This window comes from Streptomyces sp. WAC 01529, assembly GCF_003945545.1.
GTDB lineage: Bacteria > Actinomycetota > Actinomycetes > Streptomycetales > Streptomycetaceae > Streptomyces > Streptomyces anatolicus.
On the sequence record NZ_CP029617.1, the window covers coordinates 3808658 to 3827827 of the forward strand.

Genomic DNA, 19170 nt, shown 5'->3' on the forward strand with positions numbered 1-19170 from the left:
ATCCGCGTAGACTGCGCGCGTGGCCAAGGTGACGCGGGACGATGTGGCGCGACTGGCGGGTACTTCGACCGCAGTCGTCAGTTATGTCATCAACAACGGACCCCGGCCGGTCGCCCCGGCCACGCGCGAGCGCGTACTCGCCGCGATCAAGGAGCTGGGCTACCGCCCGGACCGGGTCGCGCAGGCCATGGCGTCCCGGCGCACGGACCTCATAGGCATGATCGTGCCGGACGCGCGTCAGCCGTTCTTCGCGGAGATGACGCACGCCGTCGAACAGGCGGCGTCCGAGCGCGGGAAGATGGTCCTCGTCGGCAACTCCGACTACGTGGAGGAGCGCGAGACGCACTACCTCCGCGCCTTCCTCGGCATGCGGGTCTCCGGCCTCATCCTCGTCAGCCACGGCCTGACCGACCAGGCCGCCGCCGAGATAGACGCGTGGGACGCGCGCGTGGTGCTGCTGCACGAGCGGCCCGAGGCCATCGACGACGTCGCGGTCGTCACGGACGACGTCGGCGGCGCGCAGCTCGCCACGCGGCATCTCCTCGAACACGGTCACGAGTACGTGGCCTGCCTCGGCGGCATGGCCGAGACCCCGACCGTCGGTGACCCCGTCTCCGACCACGTCGAGGGGTGGCGGCGCGCGATGCGGGAGGCCGGGCGCTCGGTGGAGGGGCGGCTCTTCGAGGCGCCGTACAACCGCTACGACGCCTACCAGGTGGGCCTGGAACTGCTCGCCGGGCCGCACCGGCCCACGGCCATCTTCTGCTCCACGGACGACCAGGCGATCGGTGTGCTCCGGGCGGCGCGGGAACTGCGCATCGACGTGCCGGGGGAGCTGGCCGTGGCCGGCTTCGACGACGTCAAGGAGGCGGGCCTGACGGATCCCCCGCTGACGACGGTGGCCTCGGACCGCCCCGCGATGGCTCGCGCGGCGGTGGACCTGGTCCTGGACGACGGCCTCCGCGTCGCCGGCTCGCGCCGGGAGCGGCTGAAGCTGTTTCCCTCGCGGTTGGTGGTGCGGCGGTCCTGCGGCTGCGAGTAGCTGGCCTCTGGCCTTGAGCGGGGGCCCCTGCGGGGCGGGCCTTCGAGCGCGGCCCGCCTGGGGCGGGGTCGGCGCTTTTCAGGTTCTGGCCGGGGCGGGTCTGCGGGTGCGGGTTGAATCGTCGCTCCGCGAGGGAGTTCCCCACCCACCCGCCCGTTCACCCCGGGCTGGGCCTGCGGGTGCGGGTTGAGTGACCGCTTCGTGGTCTCCGCCCACCCGTTTGCCCAGGCTGGGCGAGTCTGCGGGTGCGGGTTGAGGCGCCGCTTCGCGGGGTTCTCCCACCCACCCACCCGTTCGCCCCGAGCCGAGCGGGCGACGAACAAGATCTGCCGCGAAGCGGCGGGACAGGGCTTGGTGCCGGGCAAACGGGTGGGTGGGTGGGGGGCTTCCGGCGCGGAGCGGCGGGGCAGGGCATAGCGCCGGGTGAACGGGCGGGTGGGTGGGGGGGCTTCCGGCGCGGAGCGGCGGGGCAGGGCAGGGCAGGGCATGGTGCCCCGGGGGGCGCGGGCACAGCCCCCCCGCTCTTATAAGGGGCATACGCACTTCTGCCGGGCTTCTCAGGACGTACTCAGCCCGCTCTCATTTACGCCGGTCAATCTCAGTGACATGACCGAGACCTTCCGCCCAAGCGGCGAGTACCCCCCGCAGCAGTCGTCCGCGCCTGTGCACCACGGCGGTACGCAGGGCGCCTGGCCGCCCCCGCCCGCCTACGCGCCGGAGGCATCCCGGACCGGGCCCGCGCCGAGGCGCCGCCGGGCCAAGGGCCCCGTCGCCCTCCTCGCCGCCGTCGCCATCGCGGCCGCGGCGGTCGGCGGCGGAACCGCGTACGCGGTCCAGACCCTCACCGACCAGGGCGCCACCACCTCCGCCACCAGCACGGATGCCGTGCCCACCAGCAAGAAGGGCACCGTCTCCGGTGTCGCCGAGGCGGTCAGCCCCAGCATCGTCGAGATCAGCGCCACCACCCCCCAGGGCAAGTCCACCGGCTCCGGCGTGATCACCAAGAGCGACGGCGAGATCGTCACGAACAACCACGTCATCGCCGGCGCCACCTCGATCAAGGTGCGCACGCACGACGGCAAGACGTACGACGCCGAGGTCGTCGGCACCGACAGCAAGAAGGACCTCGCGCTCATCCAGCTCAAGGACGCCTCCGGGCTCAAGGCGGCCACCCTCGGCGACTCCGACAACGTCAAGGTCGGCGACGAGGTCGTCGCCATCGGCTCCCCCGAGGGCCTGACCGGCACCGTCACCAGCGGCATCGTCTCCGCGCTCGAACGGGACGTCACCGTCTCCACCGGCGAGGGCCAGGAGCAGCCGCAGAGCCCGCAGGGCGGCTGGCCCTTCGAGTTCGGCGGGCAGGAGTTCAACGGCGACACCGGCTCGTCGAAGACCACGTACAAGGCGCTCCAGACCGACGCCTCGCTCAACCCGGGCAACTCCGGCGGCGCCCTCATCGACATGAACGGCAACATCATCGGGATCAACTCCGCGATGTACTCCCCCAGTTCGACGCAGGCGGGTGCCGATTCGGGATCCGGCAGCGTCGGCCTCGGCTTCGCCATCCCCATCAACACCGTCAAGGACGACCTCGGCAAGCTCCGGTCCGGCTCGAAGACCTGACCCGCGCCGCCCGCGCCCGCGTGCGAGGCTGATACCGGCCCCGTTTCCGCCCCTTACCGAGGAAGTCCGAAGCCCATGAGCCCCGCCGAAGGCGACCGCGCCGGTGACCGTGAGCAGCTGCGCATCCTGATCGTGGACGACGAGCCCGCCGTCCGGGAGGCGCTGCGCCGCAGCCTCGCCTTCGAGGGATACGGCACCGAGGTCGCCGTCGACGGCGCCGACGCGCTGGAGAAGGCCGCCGCCTACCGCCCCGACCTCGTGGTGCTCGACATCCAGATGCCCCGCATGGACGGCCTCACCGCCGCCCGCAGGCTCCGCGCCACCGGTTCGACCACGCCGATCCTGATGCTGACCGCGCGCGACACGGTCGGCGACCGCGTCACGGGGCTCGACGCGGGCGCCGACGACTACCTGGTCAAGCCGTTCGAGCTGGACGAGCTGTTCGCCCGTATCCGGGCCCTGCTCAGGCGCAGCTCGTACGCGGCCGCGGCGGGCCAGGCGCAGGAGGGCGACACGCTCGCCTTCGCCGACCTGCGGATGGACCTGTCGACGCGCGAGGTCACGCGGGGCGGGCGCACGGTCGAGCTGACCCGCACGGAATTCACCCTCCTGGAGATGTTCCTCGCCCACCCCCGCCAGGTCCTGACGCGCGAGCAGATCCTCAAGGCCGTCTGGGGCTTCGACTTCGAGCCGACCTCCAACTCCCTCGACGTGTACGTGATGTATCTGCGCCGCAAGACGGAAGCGGGCGGCGAGCCGCGGCTCGTGCACACGGTGCGGGGTGTCGGGTACGTGCTGAGGGGCGGCGAGTGAGCGGCCCCGTACGCCGTTTCCGCCGCCTTCCCTTGCGGTCCCGCCTGGCGCTCCTCGTCACCGTGGCGGTAGCCCTGGCGGTCGCGGCGGTCGCGGTGTCCTGCTGGGTGCTCACGCGCACGCAGTTGCGGGACCAGATGGACGAATCACTGCGCAGCCTCAATGTGGGCCGCGGCTACCTGGACCTGACGGCCGCCGACTGCAGCGACGGCCGCACCACCCCGAACGCCGAGACGTCGCCCGGAACCACCACCGTCTTCGTCCAGATCGTCCAGCCGGACGGCTCGCGCTGCGTGGGCCGCGGCTCCACACCCGTGGTGGTGCAGGACTCCGACGTGGAAGTGGCCCGGCGCCTGCGGGACCAGACCCTGCACGACGGTACGACGGAGAGCGGTGCCTCCGTGCGCGTACTGACGCAGGTGGACAGGGACACCGGGTACGCGGTCTCCCTGGCCCGCCCGCTCTCGGAGATCGACGAACCCCTCAACAGACTCGCCCTGCTCCTCACCGCCGTAGGCGGCATCGGCATTCTCGGCGCCGGCGCCGCCGGGCTCTGGGTGGCCCGCACCGGGCTGCGGCCCGTGGACCGGCTCACCGAGGCCGTGGAGCACGTGGCCCGCACCGAGGACCTTGACCTCCGCATCCCCGTGGACGGGGACGACGAGATCGCCCGTCTCTCCGCGTCCTTCAACTCCATGACCGCCTCCCTGGCCTCCTCCCGCGACCTCCAGCAGCAACTGATCGCCGACGCCGGTCACGAACTGCGCACCCCGCTCACCTCCCTGCGTACGAACATCGAGCTGCTGGCCCGCAGCGAGGACACCGGCCGCGCCATCCCGCCCGACGACCGCAGGGCCCTGCTCGCCTCCGTCAAGGCGCAGATGACCGAACTCGCCGCGCTCATCGGCGACTTGCAGGAGCTGTCCCGCCCCGACGCGGCGCACGGAGGCGCCAAGGTGCAGGTCATCGCCCTGCACGACATCGTGGAGGCGGCGCTGGAACGGGCCAGGCTGCGCGGCCCGGAGCTGACCTTCACCGCCGACCTGGCCCCCTGGTACGTCCGCGCGGAGCCCGCGCCGCTGGAGCGTGCCGTGGTCAACATCCTGGACAACGCCGTGAAGTTCGGCCCGCCCGGCTCCACGATCGAGGTCGCCCTGAAGGAGGGCGAGCTGACCGTGCGCGACCACGGCCCCGGCATCCCCGCGGAGGAACTCCCGCACGTCTTCGACCGCTTCTGGCGCTCCCCCTCGGCCCGGAGCCTGCCGGGTTCGGGCCTCGGCCTCTCCATCGTGGCCCGCACGGTGGGCCAGTCCGGCGGCGAGGTCTCCCTGAGCGCGGCGGACGGCGGCGGCACGGTGGCCTCCGTACGGTTGCCGGGCGCGTCGACTCCCCCGCCGGGCATGCCGAGCTGATGACCGGTGATCGAGCGGCGACTGACCTGCATCTGACCGGCGATCGACCGGCAATTGACCGGGCTTTTCTGCTCGCAACTGCACCCTTCCCGGGGCCAATTGGCGGCATAGAGTCGTACTCACAAGGCCGCGGGGGAACCCCGGTCACCGCACCTGAGCAGGGAGAACAACCATGAACGCCGACATGCTCAAGCCCGTCCTGACCCGCGCCGCCACCGCCGAGACCACCAGTGACCCCAGCAGCGTCATGACCCTGCTCGCCGACTGCGGGACCGACGGCAGCTCGGTCACCAGCTACCGGTCCACCTTCGCCGAGGGAGCCGTCGGCGCCCCCGCCCACTTCCACACCAGGGCCTCGGAGCTGTTCTTCGTCATCGGCGGAGCCCTCCAGGTGCTCGTCGACGACGAGGTCGAGGTCCTGGAGCAGGGCGACTTCCTGCTCGTGCCGCCGCACACCCCGCACGCCTTCGCCGCCGCCCCCGGCCACGAGGCCGACGTCCTGTTCGTCTTCACGCCGGGCATGCCCCGCTTCGACTACCTCCGGCTGCTCGGCCGCGTGATGCGGGGCGAGGCGAGCCCGCAGGAGATCAAGGACTCCTCCGAGCAGTACGACAACCACTACGTGGACAGCCCGGCGTGGCGCGCCGCCCTCGAAGCGGCCAAGTGACCGGGCCCGCCGGTCGCGGCTCAGCGGGCCTACTGGCCGAAGCCGAGCCCCGCCCCCGCCAGCCGCACCCGGATGCCCTCCTTCTCCACCGTCACGTCCCGCAGCGCCACCGTCCCCGTCGCCTTCCCCGGCAGCTCAGGCAGCTGGAAGGCGAGGGTGAGGCGGTCGGCCAGGGCGGGGCGGGTGAGCCGGGCGAGGCCCTTGAGCAGGGCGGGATCGAGGCCGAGCTTCTTGAGCAGCGCGGGGTGGCCCATCGCCACGTCGATGAGGTTCAGGCCCATCACGTCGTCGACGAAACGCGGTGAACCGGTGAGGTCGTTGAGTTTGGCGTCGCTCTTCAGCGCCTCGCGCACCACCGACTCCGGAACACCGAGCCGCTTCACGATCGCCGGGACGGACAGCAGCGCCTTCGCCTTCGCCGTCTCCTTGGCCACCCGGTCGGCCGAGCTGCGCGACAGGTGCAGGCCCTCCTTCTCGCGCGTGCCCGGGCGGTACGTGGCCAGGTCGCCCAGTTGCAGGCTCATGCCGCCGATGTCGGTGGAGATGCCGCGCTCGCCGTTGCGCTGGATGCGGGCGTCGGCCCGTACCTTCAGATCGTGCCCGGCGACGGGCAGCGTGCCGCGTGCGAGGACCTGGTCGCCCCCGCGACCCGTGAACGTGACCTGGGAGGCGCCGAGTTCGCGGTTGAGGTCCTCGAAGGAGAGCAGTACTTCGCCGGTCATCGAGCCGATGCGGGCGCCCTTGATGGACGTGGGCCCCTCGCCGAGGATGGTGATGTCCGTGGCGGTCGCGGAGACCTTGGCGAGCGAGACGCGGTCAGCCGCGACGTCCGGGACGGTCACCTTCACCTGCTCCAGGCGCTTGTCGAGCACCTGGGTGAGGAACGGGAACCCCTCGATCTCGACCTCGGGCGCCGCGCTCAGGTTCATCTGCTCCTTGAGCTTCTCCGCGGCCTCGTGCTCGGCGTAGAGCAGAGCCCAGCGGTCGCCGAGGGCGAGGAAGGCGGCGGCGACCAGGAGTGCGACCAGGGCCTTCGCGGCGAGCGGCAGCCCGGCGAAACGGCGGCGGGCACGGCCCCTGCCGCGGCCCCGGCTCCGACCGCGGCGGCGGCTGCCGCGGCGGTGGTTGGGCGGCTCCCAGGGGGCCTCGGTGTCATCGAACACGTCGGCCTGACCGGCCTGACCGGGTCCGTCGGGCTTGTCCTCGTGGAGGAACTCCTCCAGAGGGTTCGGCGCGAGGGCCGCCAGCTCGTCGTACGGGTTGTTGTAGGGCTTGTCCGGGGGCGGTTCCGTGGTTATGCGGTGGGGGGAACGCATCAGATGATCTCACCATACGTTCACACCCCACCCCAAGCCTTACCTCCAGTAGGCGCTGAAGTGAGCGCTACTTCACGATCGTGATCCGGTCCGCCTTCGGCGGCGCGATCGGCTTGTCCGCCGAGGAGTTGGCGGTCAGATAGTCGTTGAACGCCTTCAGGTCGTCGGCGCCGACGAGCGGCTTCGTGCCCTTGCCCAGCTCGGGCAGGCCGTCGCCGCCGCCCGCGAGGAAGGAGTTCAGGGCGACGCGGTAGGTGACCGCCGGGTCGAGCGCCTTGCCGTTCAGCTTGATGGAGTCGGTGACGACACGGTCCGCGCCGGTCTTCGTCATGTCGAGCGTGTACGTCAGGCCCGCCGACACCTGAAGGATCTTCGGGGAGGCCTCGTTGGCCCCGCTGACCTGCTGCTTCAGGGCAGTGAGGAGCTGGGCGCCGGTCAGGTCGACGAGGTTGACGGTGTTGCTGAAGGGCTGCACGGTGAACGCCTCGCCGTACGTGACAACGCCGTCGCCCTCGCTGCCGCTCGCCTTGTGGACGAGGTCGGAGCGGATGCCGCCCGGGTTCATCAGCGCCAGGTCGGCCTCGGGGTCGAGCGACTTGGCGTGCGCGAGCTGCGCGTCCGCGATGAGGTCGCCGAGCGGGGACTCGGGCACTCCGGCGCCGCGGCCGGGGATGTCCCCGGAGATGTAACCGACGGGCCTGTTGGCGATGGGCGCGGCCAGCTTGTCCCAGCGGTTGATGAGCGAGGTCATGTCGGGGGCCTTGGCCTGCTCCCTGCTGACCACGTGGTTCGCGGACTTCACGCTCGTACGCACGATGTCCTTGGTCTTGCGGTCGTACGTGAGCGTGGTGTCGGTGTAGAGCTTCCCGTAGGAGGAGGCCGAGGTCACCATGCGGGGCTTGCCCGCGGGGTCGGGGATCGTGCAGACGTACGCGGCGTGCGTGTGGCCGGTGACGAGCGCGTCGACCTTGGGCGTGATGCCCTTGGCTATCTCGGTGATGGGCCCGGATATGCCGTCGCCCGCGCCCGGGGAGTCGCAGTCGTAGTTGTACGCCTGGCCGGCGGGGGCGCCGCCCTCGTGGATGAGCGTGACGATGGACTTCACGCCCTGCTTGTCGAGGATCTTGGCGTACTTGTTGACCGTCTCGATCTCGTCGTGGAACTTCAGGCCCTTGATGCCCTCGGCGGAGACGATGTCCGGGGTGCCTTCGAGGGTGACGCCGATGAAGCCGACCTTCACGCCCTTGTGCTTCCACACCCAGTAGGGCTTGAGGATGGGCTTGCCGGTCTTCTCGTCCGTGACATTCGCGGCGAGGTAGGGGTAGTCGGCGCCCTCGAACTGCTTCGGCTTGCCCTTCGCGTCCTTCTCGAAGCAGCCGTCCTTGGGGTGGCAGCCGCCGTTCTGTATGCGGGCCAGCTCCTTGGCGCCCTCGTCGAACTCGTGGTTGCCGACGCTGCTGACGTCCAGGTCCAGCTTGTTCATCGCCTGGATCGTGGGCTCGTCGTGGAAGAGGCCGGAGAGCAGCGGGCTGGCGCCTATCAGGTCACCGGCGGCGGCCGTGACGCTGTAGGGGTGGGCCTTGCGGGCGGTGCGCAGCGAGGTGGCGAGGTACTCGACGCCACCGGCGTCGATCTTCTTCTCGGTCCCGTCGTGCTGCTTCTCCGTCACCTGCCCGGAGGAGCCGGCGGGCGGCTGGAGGTTCCCGTGGAAGTCATTGAACGACAGCAGCTGCACGTCCACCGTGCGCTTCTTGCCGCCCTTGCCCCCGGCCGCGTGGTCCTGCCCCGCGCTCGCGGGAAGCGCGGCGGCCAGCGCGCCGAGGGTGGCGAGCGAGGCGGCAGCGGCGAGCACGCGCGTGGCGCGGCGTCCGGGCCTGCGTGGATGGGGTGTGGCTGACACGTGTCCCCCTGGGGGTGGTGTGAGACGACTGAAAGGGCGATTCCGCCGAGCGCAGCCTAAAGTCAACGCGCGTAGCGCGACAGGGGGTTGCGGGTTACGAGGTGGTTGCCATCGGGAGCGATACGGGCACTTCATCCCATGTCGGGTTGGGGCGCTGGCTGGTCGGGGGTTCCGGCCCGGGCGGACGGGGGTACGGCCGGCGGCCGCCTTGTTCCGGTAGCGGGCGGGTTCCGTAACGACCGTCGGCCGCCGCGCTCCGGTAGCGGTTTCCGTATACGCGGCGTTCTGCGGCGATGAGGGGCGGTGTCTGGCTTGTTCTGCCGCCTTGTTCCCTTTGATGTCGTTGCATACCTTCGGCCTCACCGAACGCACTCAAGTGCGGACGTTCCGTGTCCGATCCGGAGGTCTTGCCATGCCTGAAAACATCGAGCCCATCGAGCCGTCCTCGTTCATCACCGAGGCGAACCGCGCGGTGGGGGACGCGCTGCCCTTCAGTGACTCGTCCGACTTCGAGGACGCATCCCGGCACCAAGTGGCGGTGCCACGCCAGGGCGCCATCTATTCGCGCACCGAGCGCGACCGCGTGGTGTGGAGCTTCGCCGACTACGAGTTCCTCGACCCGTCGCTGCGGATGGAGTTCCCGACGGTCAACCCGAGCCTGTTACGACAGAGCCAGCTCACCAGCATCGCCGGTCTGTTCCTGGTCACGGAAGGTGTCTACCAGGTTCGCGGCTACGACCTGTCGAACATGACGATCATCAAGGGGCAGGCGGGGCTCGTCATCATCGACCCCCTCGCCTCCCGCGAGACGGCCCACGCCGCACTCCAGCTGTACCGGGACGCCCAGGAAGACCAGAGTCCGGTCAGCGCGGTGATCTACACGCACAGCCACGTCGACCACTTCGGCGGCGTGCGCGGCCTGTTCGGCCTCGAAGGGGACAGCGTCCCGGAGATCCCGTTCATCGCTCCCGACGGATTCCTGGAACACGCGGTCAGCGAGAACATCTACGCGGGCCCGGCGATGGCCCGCCGCGCTTCCTTCATGTACGCGGCCGCGCTGGAGAAGTCCCCCTTCGCGCAGGTCGGTTCGGGCCTCGGCCTGACCGTCTCCACCGGCGAGGTCACCCTCATCCCGCCGAACCAGACCATCAGCCAGGAGACCGCCGTCCCGCGCGAGCAGTGGCAGGCAGAGGACGTCATCCCCTGGCGTTCCGGCCTCACCCGTATCGTCGTGGACGGTGTCCGGCTCATCTTCCAGCTCACGCCCGGCACCGAGGCCCCGGCGGAGATGAACATCTACCTCCCCGAGCAGCGGGCCCTGTGCATGGCGGAGAACGCCACGCATACCCTGCACAACCTGCTGACCCTGCGCGGCGCCCAGGTACGCGACCCGCACGCCTGGTCGAAGTACCTCACCGAGGCGATCCAGGCCTTCGCCGAGCACACCGACGTGGCCTTCGCCTCCCACCACTGGCCCACCTGGGGCAACGAGAAGGTCACCGACTTCCTCAGCAACCAGCGGGACCTGTACGCCTACCTCAACGACCAGACGCTGCGGCTGATCAACACCGGCTCCACCGGCATCGAGGCCGCCGAGGACTTCGAACTGCCCGCCACGCTCGCCGCCCACTGGTACAACCGCGGTTACTACGGCTCGGTCAACCACGATGTCAAGGCCGTCTACCAGCGCTACATCGGCTGGTTCGACGGCAACCCCGCGCACCTGTGGACCTACCCGCCCACCGAGGCCGGACGGCGCTACGTCGAGGCCCTCGGCGGGGTGGACAACCTCCTCGCCAAGGCACAGCAGGCATACGACGACGGCGACTACCGCTGGACGGCAGAGCTGGTCAACCACGCCATCTTCGCCCCCGCGATCCCCGACGAGCAGGCCGACAGGGCCAAACAGCTCCAGGCCCAGGCCCTGACCCAGCTCGGCTACGGCGCCGAGAACGGCACCTGGCGCAACTTCTTCCTCACCGGCGCCAGGGAAGTCCTCGACGGCCCCGGCGGCACCCCGAGCCAGGCGGGGCTCGACCTGATCCAGAGCCTCAGCCTGGACCAGATCTTCGACACCCTGGCCCAGAGCATCGACGGCCCGAAGGCCGGCCGGGAACAACGCGAACCGATCTCCCTGCAATGGCTGATCACAGAGCCCCAGCAGCAGGGGGCCACCACCACGCTGCGCAACGGGGCCCTCATCCACGTACCCGGCAAGGACCTCCTGGTCGCCAAGCCCCAGGCCACCCTCACCCTGACCCGGAGCACGCTCAACAAGGTGCTGATCAAAGCGGCGGCCCCCGGCGGCTCCCTGCGCGCCGCGTTCCAAGCCGCCGTGGACGACGGAGAGATCACGGTGTCCGGCGACGACCCCACGGCCCCCGCGACCGTGTTCGGCTACGTGACCAAGCCCGACACCAACTTCGCCATCGTCACCCCGTGACCGAACGACTCCAGAGCCCCATCAGCTGAGGCGGGGCGACCTCGACCGGCCCGGGAGCCGCGCCGCCGCTCCGGCCGACCGGGGACGCGCGGGGGCCGTCGCCGTACCCTCGTGCCATGACTGACGACCGGCCCGCCGAGGCTCCCGCGCCGCCCCTCCGGAAGATCGATACCCTCGCCGTCCTCTCCCCCGCGCAGGCCGACGCCGTGCTCGCGCTCCTCGCGGAGGCCGCCCGCGCCGACGGGCAGCAGGCGGTCTCCGAGCAGGGGCGGCTCCAGCTCCGCGGCGGGGCCCGTGAGGGAGTGCGGCACCTGCTGCTCAGCGTCGGCGACCAGCTCGCGGGGTACGCGCAGCTGGAGGACACCGACCCCGTGGAGGCCCCCGCCGCCGAGCTGGTCGTGCACCCCGCGCACCGCGGACGCGGCCACGGCAGGGCGCTCGGCTCGGCGCTGCTCGGCGAGTCCGGGCGGCGCCTTCGCGTATGGGCGCACGGCGGGCACTCCGCCGCCCGGCACCTGGCGCAGGTGCTCGGCCTCGCCCTCTTCCGCGAACTGCGCCAGATGCGGCGCCCGTTGACGGACCTGCAGCTGCCCGAGCCGGTCCTCCCCGAAGGCGTATCCGTACGTACCTTCGTGCCCGGACAGGACGACGCGGCCTGGCTCGCGGTGAACGCCGAGGCCTTCGCCCACCACCCCGAGCAAGGCTCCCTCACCCAGCGCGACCTGGACGACCGCAAGGCGGAGCCGTGGTTCGACCCGGCCGGTTTCTTCCTCGCCGAGAAGGGCGGGGAACTGGTCGGCTTCCACTGGACGAAGGTGCACGCGCAGGAGAACCTCGGCGAGGTGTACGTCGTCGGGGTCCGCCCCGGTGCCCAGGGCGGCGGCCTCGGCAAGGCCCTGACCACGACGGGCCTGCGCCACCTCGCGCAGGCGGGCCTGCCGACCGCGATGCTCTACGTGGACGCGGACAACAAGGCGGCCGTGAGCGTCTACGAGCGGCTCGGCTTCGTGACGCACGAGACGGACCTGATGTACCGCACGGAGTCCTGAGCGCGGCAGCTCACGACAGCGCGGCGGCTCGCAACAGCACGGCGGCTCACGACAGCACGGCGGCTGACGACAGCGCGGAGGGCGCGGTTCTCCCCGGGGAGAACCGCGCCCTCACGCATGCGCCCGCCGCCTACTTCGCCGCGACCTCCGTAAGACACATCGAGAACTGCACCCGGCCCCGCCGGGTCTGCTCGTAACGGGACTGCCCCGGCTCGCACTCGGTCTCGCCAAGACCCGCGACCTCGTACTCGGCCTTCGCGCTCCCGCAGTCGATGACCTCCATGTCCGGGCTGCCCTCCGACCCCTTGTTCCGGACGCAGTCCCCGACCTCGGCCGACGCGGGCCGCTTCGCGCTCTCGCTGTCGGAGCCGCTGGAGTCGCCCCGGCTCGTGTACATCCACACGCCCGCGACGACCGCGAGCCGCAGACGTTACTTGACAGCACCCGGGGCCCTACACCACCCTTTCACTACTCAATTAGTGAAAGGGTGGTGCAAGGCAGTGGTCGAATACCGCATCGACCGGCGCAGCGGCGTCGCCACCTACCTCCAGATCGTCCAGCAGACCCAACAGGCCCTGCGCCTGGGCCTGCTGGCACCCGGCGACAAGCTGCCCACGGCACGCGAGGTCGTCGAGGCCACCGCCATCAACCCGAACACCGTGCTCAAGGCCTACCGCGAACTGGAGCGCGAGGGCCTCGTGGAGGCCCGCCGAGGCCTCGGCACCTTCGTACGCAAGTCACTGGGCAGCGCCCCGGCCGACTCACCGCTCCGGGGGGAGCTTGCCGAGTGGGCCGCGCGGGCCCGGGCGGCGGGCCTGGAGAAGGACGACGTGGCGGCGCTCTTCAACGCCGTACTCGAAGAACAGTTCGCACCACCGCAAGCGCCGCCGGCCACCCGCACACCGGCCGCTTCGCCCGCACCGACCAGGGGGGACTCCGCATGACCGACACCGCCATCGAGGCGCGCGCCCTGACCAAACGCCACGGCCGCCGCCGCGCCCTGCACGACTGCTCGTTCCGCCTGCCCGTCGGGCGGATCTGCGCGGTCGTCGGCCCCAACGGCGCCGGCAAATCCACCCTGCTCGCCCTCGCGGCCGGCCTCGACCGCCCCACCGAGGGCACCCTGACCGTCCTCGGCACCGGCCCCGCGCAGGCCCGCGCCCGCGTGGCGTACGTCGCCCAGGACAAGCCCCTCCACCCACGGCTGACCATCGCCGAGACCCTGCGCCTGGGCGCCGAACTCAACCCGGGCCGATGGGACATGGCCGTCGCCGAGCGCGTCGTCGGCGGCTCCGGCCTCGACCCGCGCGCCCGCGTCCGCACGCTCTCCGGCGGCCAGCGCACCCGCGTCGCCCTCGCCCTCGCGCTCGGCAAGCGGGCCGAACTCCTGCTCCTGGACGAGCCGATGGCCGACCTCGACCCGCTCGCCCGCCATCAGCTGATGGGCACGCTCATGGCGGAGGCCGCCGAACACGGCACCACCGTCGTCATGTCCTCCCACATCGTCGGCGAACTCGCCGACTCCTGCGACCACTTGCTCCTCGTGTCCGGCGGGCGGATCCGGCTCGGCGGCGGCATCGACGACCTCGTCGCCGCGCACGCCCTGGTGACCGGCGCGCGCCCGCCCGCCGACCTCGCCCCGCACACGGTCATCGAGTCCCGCGCCACCGGCCGCGGGGTGACCGCCCTGATCCGCCCCGAGGGCCCACCCGGCGACGGCTGGGAGGTCGAGGAACCTTCCCTGGAGGAACTGTTGCTGGCCCATCTCCGATCACCGGACGCGCCACCGCTGCTGACGCCGGGCACGACGGCATCGGGCCGGTCGGGGGTGGCGGCATGACCATGCCGACCCTGCGGGGACCGCACCGGGCAGACCTCCGGCTGCACCGCACCGCACTGTGGACGGGAGGCGCCGTCCTCGCCCTCACGCTGGCCTACATCGGCTGGCTGCGCTGGGCGGCCCACGCCTACCCGGAATCCGAGGGCGACTGCTCCGCGGCCGAACCCTGCGACACCTTCCTCGGCTTCAGCAGCGCCCGCGGCCTGCTCTACCTCAGCCTGGAGCGAGGCGCCGTGCTCCTGCTCCTGCTGCCCCTGCTCATCGGTGTCTTCGTCGCGGGCCCGATGGTCGCCCGCGAGATGGAGAGCGGGGTGTACAAGCTCTCCTGGAGCCAGTCCGTCTCTCCCGCGCGCTGGCTCGCCGCCAAGCTGACGACGGCCGCCGCCTTGGCCGTGGGCGGCACGCTCTTCCTCATGGCCGTGCTCCGGCTCGGCGGTTCCGACGTGATCGGCGTCCGCTGGAACCTCCACTGGGCCGACCGCGGCGTCTACGAGGCCACCGGCCCCGCCCTCGTCGCGTACGCCCTGTTCGCCGTGGCCCTCGGCACGCTCATCGGATTCGCCGTGCGCCGCACACTGGTCGCGATGGCCGCCACCGGCCTCGTCACCGGCGTCGTCCTGTGGGGCATGGGCAACCTCCGCTGGCACCTGGTACCCGTGAAGACCGTCGGCGGCCCCGCCAGCGACAAGGACCACTTCCCTCCCTTCCGGCTCGACTCCTTCTCCATGGACCAGGGCGTCACCAACGCCACCGGGGAGCGCTTCTACGCATGGCAGTGCGTCCCGAAGCCACAGTCCGGCTTCTCCTGCCCCACCGACACCAAGATCACCACCTGGTACATGGACTACCACCCCCGATCCCACTTCTGGTACACCCAGTTGATCGAGACCGGCATCGTCCTCGCCCTCGCGGCCGCCGCGACGTACGCCGCGTTCCGCCTCCTCCGCCGCCGTACCCCCTGAAACGCACGTTCGCCGAGACCCCCGGCACCACGGACCCCCGGGGGTCTCCCGTCGATGTCCCGCACGTCATGTCGCCGTAACCGCTGATTCAGACTGCCTTGCGACGCTCGGCCAATGCAGCCCGCCGTGCCCGACCCGCCCCCGGAGAACGGGAAGCTCCGCCTCACTCCCGCGCTCTCCGACGCGCCCATCGGCGTGACCACGCGGAAGAATGGCTCCATGAGCCAGCAGAACACGCATGGACAGGTACAGCACGCCCAGCCTTCCGTCGGTTCCATCGCCGCGCACAGGCCGCACACCATCGCCGCGACCATCTCCGACCTCGCGCCCGACATCGACGCCGACCTGGACGCGTACGACGAGGACGCCCAGGTGGGGCACGACGGCGTCGAGCTGCCGCAGGGGCGGTTCCTGGACCGGGAGCGCAGTTGGCTCGCGTTCAACGAACGAGTGCTCGAACTGGCCGAGGATCCGCAGACCCCCCTCCTCGAACGGGCTAATTTCCTCGCGATCTTCGCCTCGAACCTGGACGAGTTCTTCATGGTCCGCGTGGCCGGACTCAAGCGCCGCATCGCGACCGGCGTCGCCACCCGCTCGGCGTCGGGCCTCCAGCCCCGCGAGGTCCTCGAACTCATCTGGAACCGCTCCCGCGAGCTGATGGCGCGGCACGCCGCCTGCTACCAGGACGACGTCGCCCCCGGCCTCGCCGAAGAGGGCATCCAGCTGGTGCGCTGGCACGACCTGACCGAGAAGGAGCAGTCCCGGCTCTTCACGCTCTTCCGGCAGCAGATCTTCCCCGTCCTGACCCCGCTGGCCGTCGACCCCGCGCACCCCTTCCCGTACATCTCGGGACTCTCCCTCAACCTCGCCGTGGTCGTACGCAACCCGGTCTCAGGACACCAGCACTTCGCACGCGTGAAGGTCCCGCCGCTGCTCTCCCGCTTCCTGGAGGCCTCCCCCCAGCGGTACGTCCCCATAGAGGACGTCATCGCCGCTCCCGCGCACCTCCAGGAGCTGTTCCCGGGCATGGAGATCCAGGAGCACCACATGTTCCGGCTCACCAGGAACGAGGACCTGGAGGTCGAGGAGGACGACGCCGAGAACCTCCTCCAGGCCCTGGAGAAGGAGCTGATGCGGCGCCGCTTCGGGCCCCCGGTGCGGCTGGAGGTCGAGGAGACCATCGCCCCGAACGTGCTCAGCCTCCTGGTGCGCGAGCTGAAGATCAGCGAGGCCGAGGTCTACCCGCTGCCCGGCCCGCTCGACCTCACCGGCCTCTTCAGCATCGCCAAGCTGGACCGGCCCGAGCTGAAGTACCCCAAGTTCGTGGCGGGCACCCACCGCGACCTGGCCGAGGTGGAGTCGGCGTCGGCGCCCGACATCTTCGCGGCCCTTCGCGAACGCGACGTACTCCTGCACCACCCGTACGACTCCTTCTCCACCTCCGTACAGGCGTTCCTGGAGCAGGCGGCGGCCGACCCGGACGTCCTCGCGATCAAGCAGACGCTGTACCGCACCTCGGGCGACTCCCCCATAGTCGACGCCCTGATCGACGCCGCCGAGTCGGGCAAGCAGGTCCTGGTCCTCGTCGAGATCAAGGCCCGCTTCGACGAGCAGGCCAACATCAAGTGGGCGCGCAAGCTGGAGGAGGCGGGCTGCCATGTCGTCTACGGCATCGTCGGCCTGAAGACGCACTGCAAGCTCTCCCTCGTCGTACGCCAGGAGGGCGAGGCCCTGGTCCGCTACTCGCACGTGGGCACCGGCAACTACCACCCCAAGACCGCCCGCCTCTACGAGGACCTCGGCCTGCTCACCTCGAACGCGGAGGTCGGCGCGGACCTCTCCGACCTCTTCAACCGCCTCTCCGGCTACTCCCGCAGGGAGACCTTCCGCCGCCTGCTCGTGGCCCCCAAGTCCCTGCGCGACGGCCTCGTCTCCCGCATCAACAAGGAGATACAGCACCACCGCGCGGGCCGCCCCGCCTACGTCCGCATCAAGGTCAACTCGATGGTCGACGAGGCGATCGTCGACTCGCTGTACCGCGCGTCGCAGGCGGGCGTCGAGGTGGACGTGTGGGTGCGCGGCATCTGCGCGGTGCGGCCGGGCGTCGCGGGGCTCTCGGAGAACATCCGCGTACGTTCCGTCCTCGGCCGCTTCCTGGAGCACTCCCGCGTCTTCGCCTTCGGCAACGGCGGCGAACCGGAGGTGTGGATCGGCAGCGCCGACATGATGCACCGCAATCTCGACCGCCGTATCGAGGCGCTGGTCAGGGTCCAGGACCCGGCGCACCGGTCGGCCCTCAGCCGGCTCCTGGAGACCGGCATGTCGGACACCACCGCCTCCTGGCACCTGGGCGCGGACGGCAACTGGACCCGCCACTCGGTGGACCCGGAAGGCCAGCCCCTGCGGAACGTCCAGGAGATGCTCATAGACGCCCGGAGGCGCCGGCGTGGCACAGCAACACCATGAGACGACGGGTATGACGGGTATGACGGGCACGGCGGGCGAGATCCTCGCGGCCCATCTCCAGCACCAGGCCACGGAGTTCCTCCGCTCGCTGCGGCTGCACCGCGAGTCCACGACGGACGCGCAGGGCGCGGAGGAGTCCCTGGCGGCGGCCCGCGCCCTGCGCCGCGCGGCCCGCCGCATCGGCGCCACGCTGCACACGTACCGCCCGCTCCTGGACACGGAGTGGGCGGCGTCCCTGCGCCCCGAACTGGCGTGGCTCTCGGGCACGCTGGCCCAGGAACACGCGTACGCCACCCGCCTCGACCGCCTCCTGAACGCCCTCCACCGCCTCTCGGGCCCACCCCCGGTACCGGCGCCTGCTGTGGGCAGTCGTTCCGCAGGGGCGGGCCCCGCCCTGGACGCTCCCGCTGTGGGCAGTCGTTCCGCAGGGCGGAACGGGTGGGCACAGCCCCAAGCGCAGGGTGCCGAGGAAAGAGGCGGCACCCCCCGCGGCCTGACGGTAGGCGCAGCCAAGGCCGCAGCCCTGCTGGAACGCCAGCTGACCCTGGCAAGGACGAGGGCCCACTCCACAGCCCTGCAAGCCTTCGGCTCCTCCCGCTTCCACGCGGTGGCGGACAACGTGGCCGTACTGGCCAGCGAGGTCCCCCTGCGCGACAGCGCGGACGACCTGAAGCCGCTGGCCGCCAAGGCCGAGGCGGAGCTGGCCGAAGCCGTCACCGTGCTCCCCCTCGGCCAGGCCGGCCACCCGTACAACGCCGAGGCCCTGCTCCACGGCCTCGCGGCCGAAACGGCCCCGGACGCCCAGGACGCCCCCTGGCTGAAGGTCCGCTCCCTGCTGCGCCTGCACCGGTACGCCCAGGAGGTCCTGGGCCACGTACCCCCCGAGCCCCGCCTTGCGGACGCGAGCCACGCCCTGAACGTCCACCGCGAGGCCGCCGCCGCCGCGCAAGCCGCCGCACAGGCCGCCCGCACCCCCCGCATCGCCCCCGCCACGGCGTACGCCCTCGGCGTGCTCCACGCCGACCAGCGCCACGAGGTGGAGGCGGCCAGGTTCGCCTTCCAGCAGGCCTGGCAGCACGAGACGGTAGGGACATGACCGAGGACACCATCCTGGCCGCCGGCTGCGTCCTGTGGCGCCCCTCCTCCGCCGGCGGCACCCCGGAGATCTGCCTCGTCCATCGGCCCAAGTACGACGACTGGTCGCACCCCAAAGGCAAGCTGAAGCCCTCCGAGACCCCCCTGGCCGCCGCCCTGCGCGAGGTCGAGGAGGAGACCGGGCACCGCTGCGCGCCCGGCGCCCGCCTGCCCACCGTCCACTACTCCGTGCAGGGCCGCCCCAAGCGGGTCGACTACTGGGCGGCACGGGCCGGCACCGGTCACTTCACGCCCCATCGCGAGGTCGACCGCATCATCTGGCTCCCCCCGGCGGCGGCCCGCGACCGTCTCACCCAGGCGCGTGACCGGGGGCTTGTCGACGCTCTACTCAGGGTACTTAACGGGGCGTAGCCGACCCACTACTTTCCGTGGAGTGATGTCTAACCAGGCCGACCGCCGAGGTTCACCCGCCGTTCACTCCGGCCGCTCGGTGGCTTCACCTGTCCTGCCTAATTTCGGCCTTACCAAGACAGACATCGCAC

Annotated in this window: 16 protein-coding genes; 13 read left to right on the forward strand and 3 right to left on the reverse strand. The window is 71.3% G+C overall.

What is annotated here, in order from left to right; all coding sequences use genetic code 11:
* The first annotated feature begins 19 nt into the window (after positions 1–19).
* The 5 genes from DMA15_RS17060 (at position 20) to DMA15_RS17080 (ending at position 5557) form a co-directional block, all read left to right on the forward strand.
* The gene (locus DMA15_RS17060; RefSeq protein WP_125513679.1) at positions 20–1042 is read left to right on the forward strand and encodes a LacI family DNA-binding transcriptional regulator; all 1023 of its coding nucleotides are present in this window, start codon (positions 20–22) and stop codon (positions 1040–1042) included.
* Positions 1043–1648: 606 nt separating this feature from the next.
* Entirely contained in the window at positions 1649–2665 is a 1017-nt protein-coding gene (locus DMA15_RS17065) for a trypsin-like peptidase domain-containing protein (protein WP_125513680.1), read from the forward strand.
* 75 nt (positions 2666–2740) lie between these two features.
* On the forward strand, positions 2741–3478 hold the full coding sequence (locus DMA15_RS17070; protein WP_125513681.1) for a response regulator transcription factor: 738 nt from the start codon (positions 2741–2743) through the stop codon (positions 3476–3478).
* Positions 3475–4890 carry a HAMP domain-containing sensor histidine kinase gene (locus DMA15_RS17075; protein ID WP_125513682.1) on the forward strand — a complete coding sequence of 472 codons (1416 nt, stop codon included), beginning with the start codon at positions 3475–3477 and terminating at the stop codon, positions 4888–4890. Before DMA15_RS17070 ends, DMA15_RS17075 begins: the two co-directional genes overlap by 4 nt.
* Positions 4891–5062: 172 nt before the next feature.
* A complete protein-coding gene (locus DMA15_RS17080; protein WP_125513683.1) occupies positions 5063–5557 on the forward strand; it encodes a cupin domain-containing protein in 495 nt (164 codons plus the stop codon).
* Positions 5558–5586: 29 nt separating this feature from the next.
* Here the strand turns inward: DMA15_RS17080 and DMA15_RS17085 are convergent, their stop codons facing one another.
* Both DMA15_RS17085 and DMA15_RS17090 read right to left on the reverse strand, forming a co-directional pair.
* Positions 5587–6873, reverse strand: coding sequence for a DUF2993 domain-containing protein (locus tag DMA15_RS17085; protein WP_125513684.1), 1287 nt, complete (start codon positions 6871–6873; stop codon positions 5587–5589).
* A gap of 67 nt (positions 6874–6940) precedes the next feature.
* Positions 6941–8773: a bifunctional metallophosphatase/5'-nucleotidase gene (locus DMA15_RS17090; protein WP_125513685.1), complete on the reverse strand. Its 1833-nt coding sequence runs from the start codon at positions 8771–8773 to the stop codon at positions 6941–6943.
* Between the two features lie 412 nt (positions 8774–9185).
* Between DMA15_RS17090 and DMA15_RS17095 the strand changes: the two genes are divergently transcribed.
* Entirely contained in the window at positions 9186–11216 is a 2031-nt protein-coding gene (locus DMA15_RS17095; protein WP_125513686.1) for an alkyl sulfatase dimerization domain-containing protein, read from the forward strand.
* Positions 11217–11332: 116 nt separating this feature from the next.
* On the forward strand, positions 11333–12265 hold the full coding sequence (gene mshD, locus DMA15_RS17100; protein WP_125513687.1) for a mycothiol synthase: 933 nt from the start codon (positions 11333–11335) through the stop codon (positions 12263–12265).
* A 130-nt stretch (positions 12266–12395) separates the two neighbouring features.
* On the opposite strand, the gene DMA15_RS17105 is transcribed toward mshD, so the two are convergent.
* Positions 12396–12662 carry a hypothetical protein gene (locus DMA15_RS17105; RefSeq protein WP_125513688.1) on the reverse strand — a complete coding sequence of 89 codons (267 nt, stop codon included), beginning with the start codon at positions 12660–12662 and terminating at the stop codon, positions 12396–12398.
* 103 nt (positions 12663–12765) lie between these two features.
* Here DMA15_RS17105 and DMA15_RS17110 point away from each other — a divergent pair, with 103 nt between their 5' ends.
* From DMA15_RS17110 to DMA15_RS17135, 6 genes are all read left to right on the forward strand, one after another.
* On the forward strand, positions 12766–13209 hold the full coding sequence (locus DMA15_RS17110) for a GntR family transcriptional regulator (protein WP_125513689.1): 444 nt from the start codon (positions 12766–12768) through the stop codon (positions 13207–13209).
* Complete coding sequence (locus DMA15_RS17115) at positions 13206–14105, forward strand: ABC transporter ATP-binding protein (protein WP_125513690.1); 900 nt, start codon at positions 13206–13208, stop codon at positions 14103–14105. The genes DMA15_RS17110 and DMA15_RS17115 overlap by 4 nt, the downstream gene beginning before the upstream one ends.
* Positions 14102–15067 carry an ABC transporter permease gene (locus DMA15_RS17120; protein ID WP_125513691.1) on the forward strand — a complete coding sequence of 322 codons (966 nt, stop codon included), beginning with the start codon at positions 14102–14104 and terminating at the stop codon, positions 15065–15067. Before DMA15_RS17115 ends, DMA15_RS17120 begins: the two co-directional genes overlap by 4 nt.
* A 114-nt stretch (positions 15068–15181) precedes the next feature.
* Positions 15182–17533: an RNA degradosome polyphosphate kinase gene (locus DMA15_RS17125; RefSeq protein ID WP_206302752.1), complete on the forward strand. Its 2352-nt coding sequence runs from the start codon at positions 15182–15184 to the stop codon at positions 17531–17533.
* 19 nt (positions 17534–17552) lie between these two features.
* Positions 17553–18629 carry a CHAD domain-containing protein gene (locus DMA15_RS17130; protein WP_206302938.1) on the forward strand — a complete coding sequence of 359 codons (1077 nt, stop codon included), beginning with the start codon at positions 17553–17555 and terminating at the stop codon, positions 18627–18629.
* Positions 18626–19039 (forward strand): NUDIX hydrolase, encoded by a 414-nt coding sequence (locus DMA15_RS17135; RefSeq protein ID WP_125513693.1) that lies wholly within the window; start codon positions 18626–18628, stop codon positions 19037–19039. The genes DMA15_RS17130 and DMA15_RS17135 overlap by 4 nt, the downstream gene beginning before the upstream one ends.
* Positions 19040–19170 lie beyond the last annotated feature (131 nt).

Coding starts and splice junctions, on each gene's coding strand:
- DMA15_RS17065 (WP_125513680.1), top strand. CDS start 1,649: ATGACCGAGACCTTCCGCCCAAGCGGCGAGTACCCCCCGCAGCAGTCG.
- DMA15_RS17070 (WP_125513681.1), top strand. CDS start 2,741: ATGAGCCCCGCCGAAGGCGACCGCGCCGGTGACCGTGAGCAGCTGCGC.
- DMA15_RS17080 (WP_125513683.1), top strand. CDS start 5,063: ATGAACGCCGACATGCTCAAGCCCGTCCTGACCCGCGCCGCCACCGCC.
- DMA15_RS17085 (WP_125513684.1), bottom strand. CDS start 6,873: ATGCGTTCCCCCCACCGCATAACCACGGAACCGCCCCCGGACAAGCCC.
- DMA15_RS17095 (WP_125513686.1), top strand. CDS start 9,186: ATGCCTGAAAACATCGAGCCCATCGAGCCGTCCTCGTTCATCACCGAG.
- mshD (WP_125513687.1), top strand. CDS start 11,333: ATGACTGACGACCGGCCCGCCGAGGCTCCCGCGCCGCCCCTCCGGAAG.
- DMA15_RS17105 (WP_125513688.1), bottom strand. CDS start 12,662: ATGTACACGAGCCGGGGCGACTCCAGCGGCTCCGACAGCGAGAGCGCG.
- DMA15_RS17115 (WP_125513690.1), top strand. CDS start 13,206: ATGACCGACACCGCCATCGAGGCGCGCGCCCTGACCAAACGCCACGGC.
- DMA15_RS17120 (WP_125513691.1), top strand. CDS start 14,102: ATGACCATGCCGACCCTGCGGGGACCGCACCGGGCAGACCTCCGGCTG.
- DMA15_RS17125 (WP_206302752.1), top strand. CDS start 15,182: ATGCAGCCCGCCGTGCCCGACCCGCCCCCGGAGAACGGGAAGCTCCGC.
- DMA15_RS17130 (WP_206302938.1), top strand. CDS start 17,553: ATGACGGGCACGGCGGGCGAGATCCTCGCGGCCCATCTCCAGCACCAG.
- DMA15_RS17135 (WP_125513693.1), top strand. CDS start 18,626: ATGACCGAGGACACCATCCTGGCCGCCGGCTGCGTCCTGTGGCGCCCC.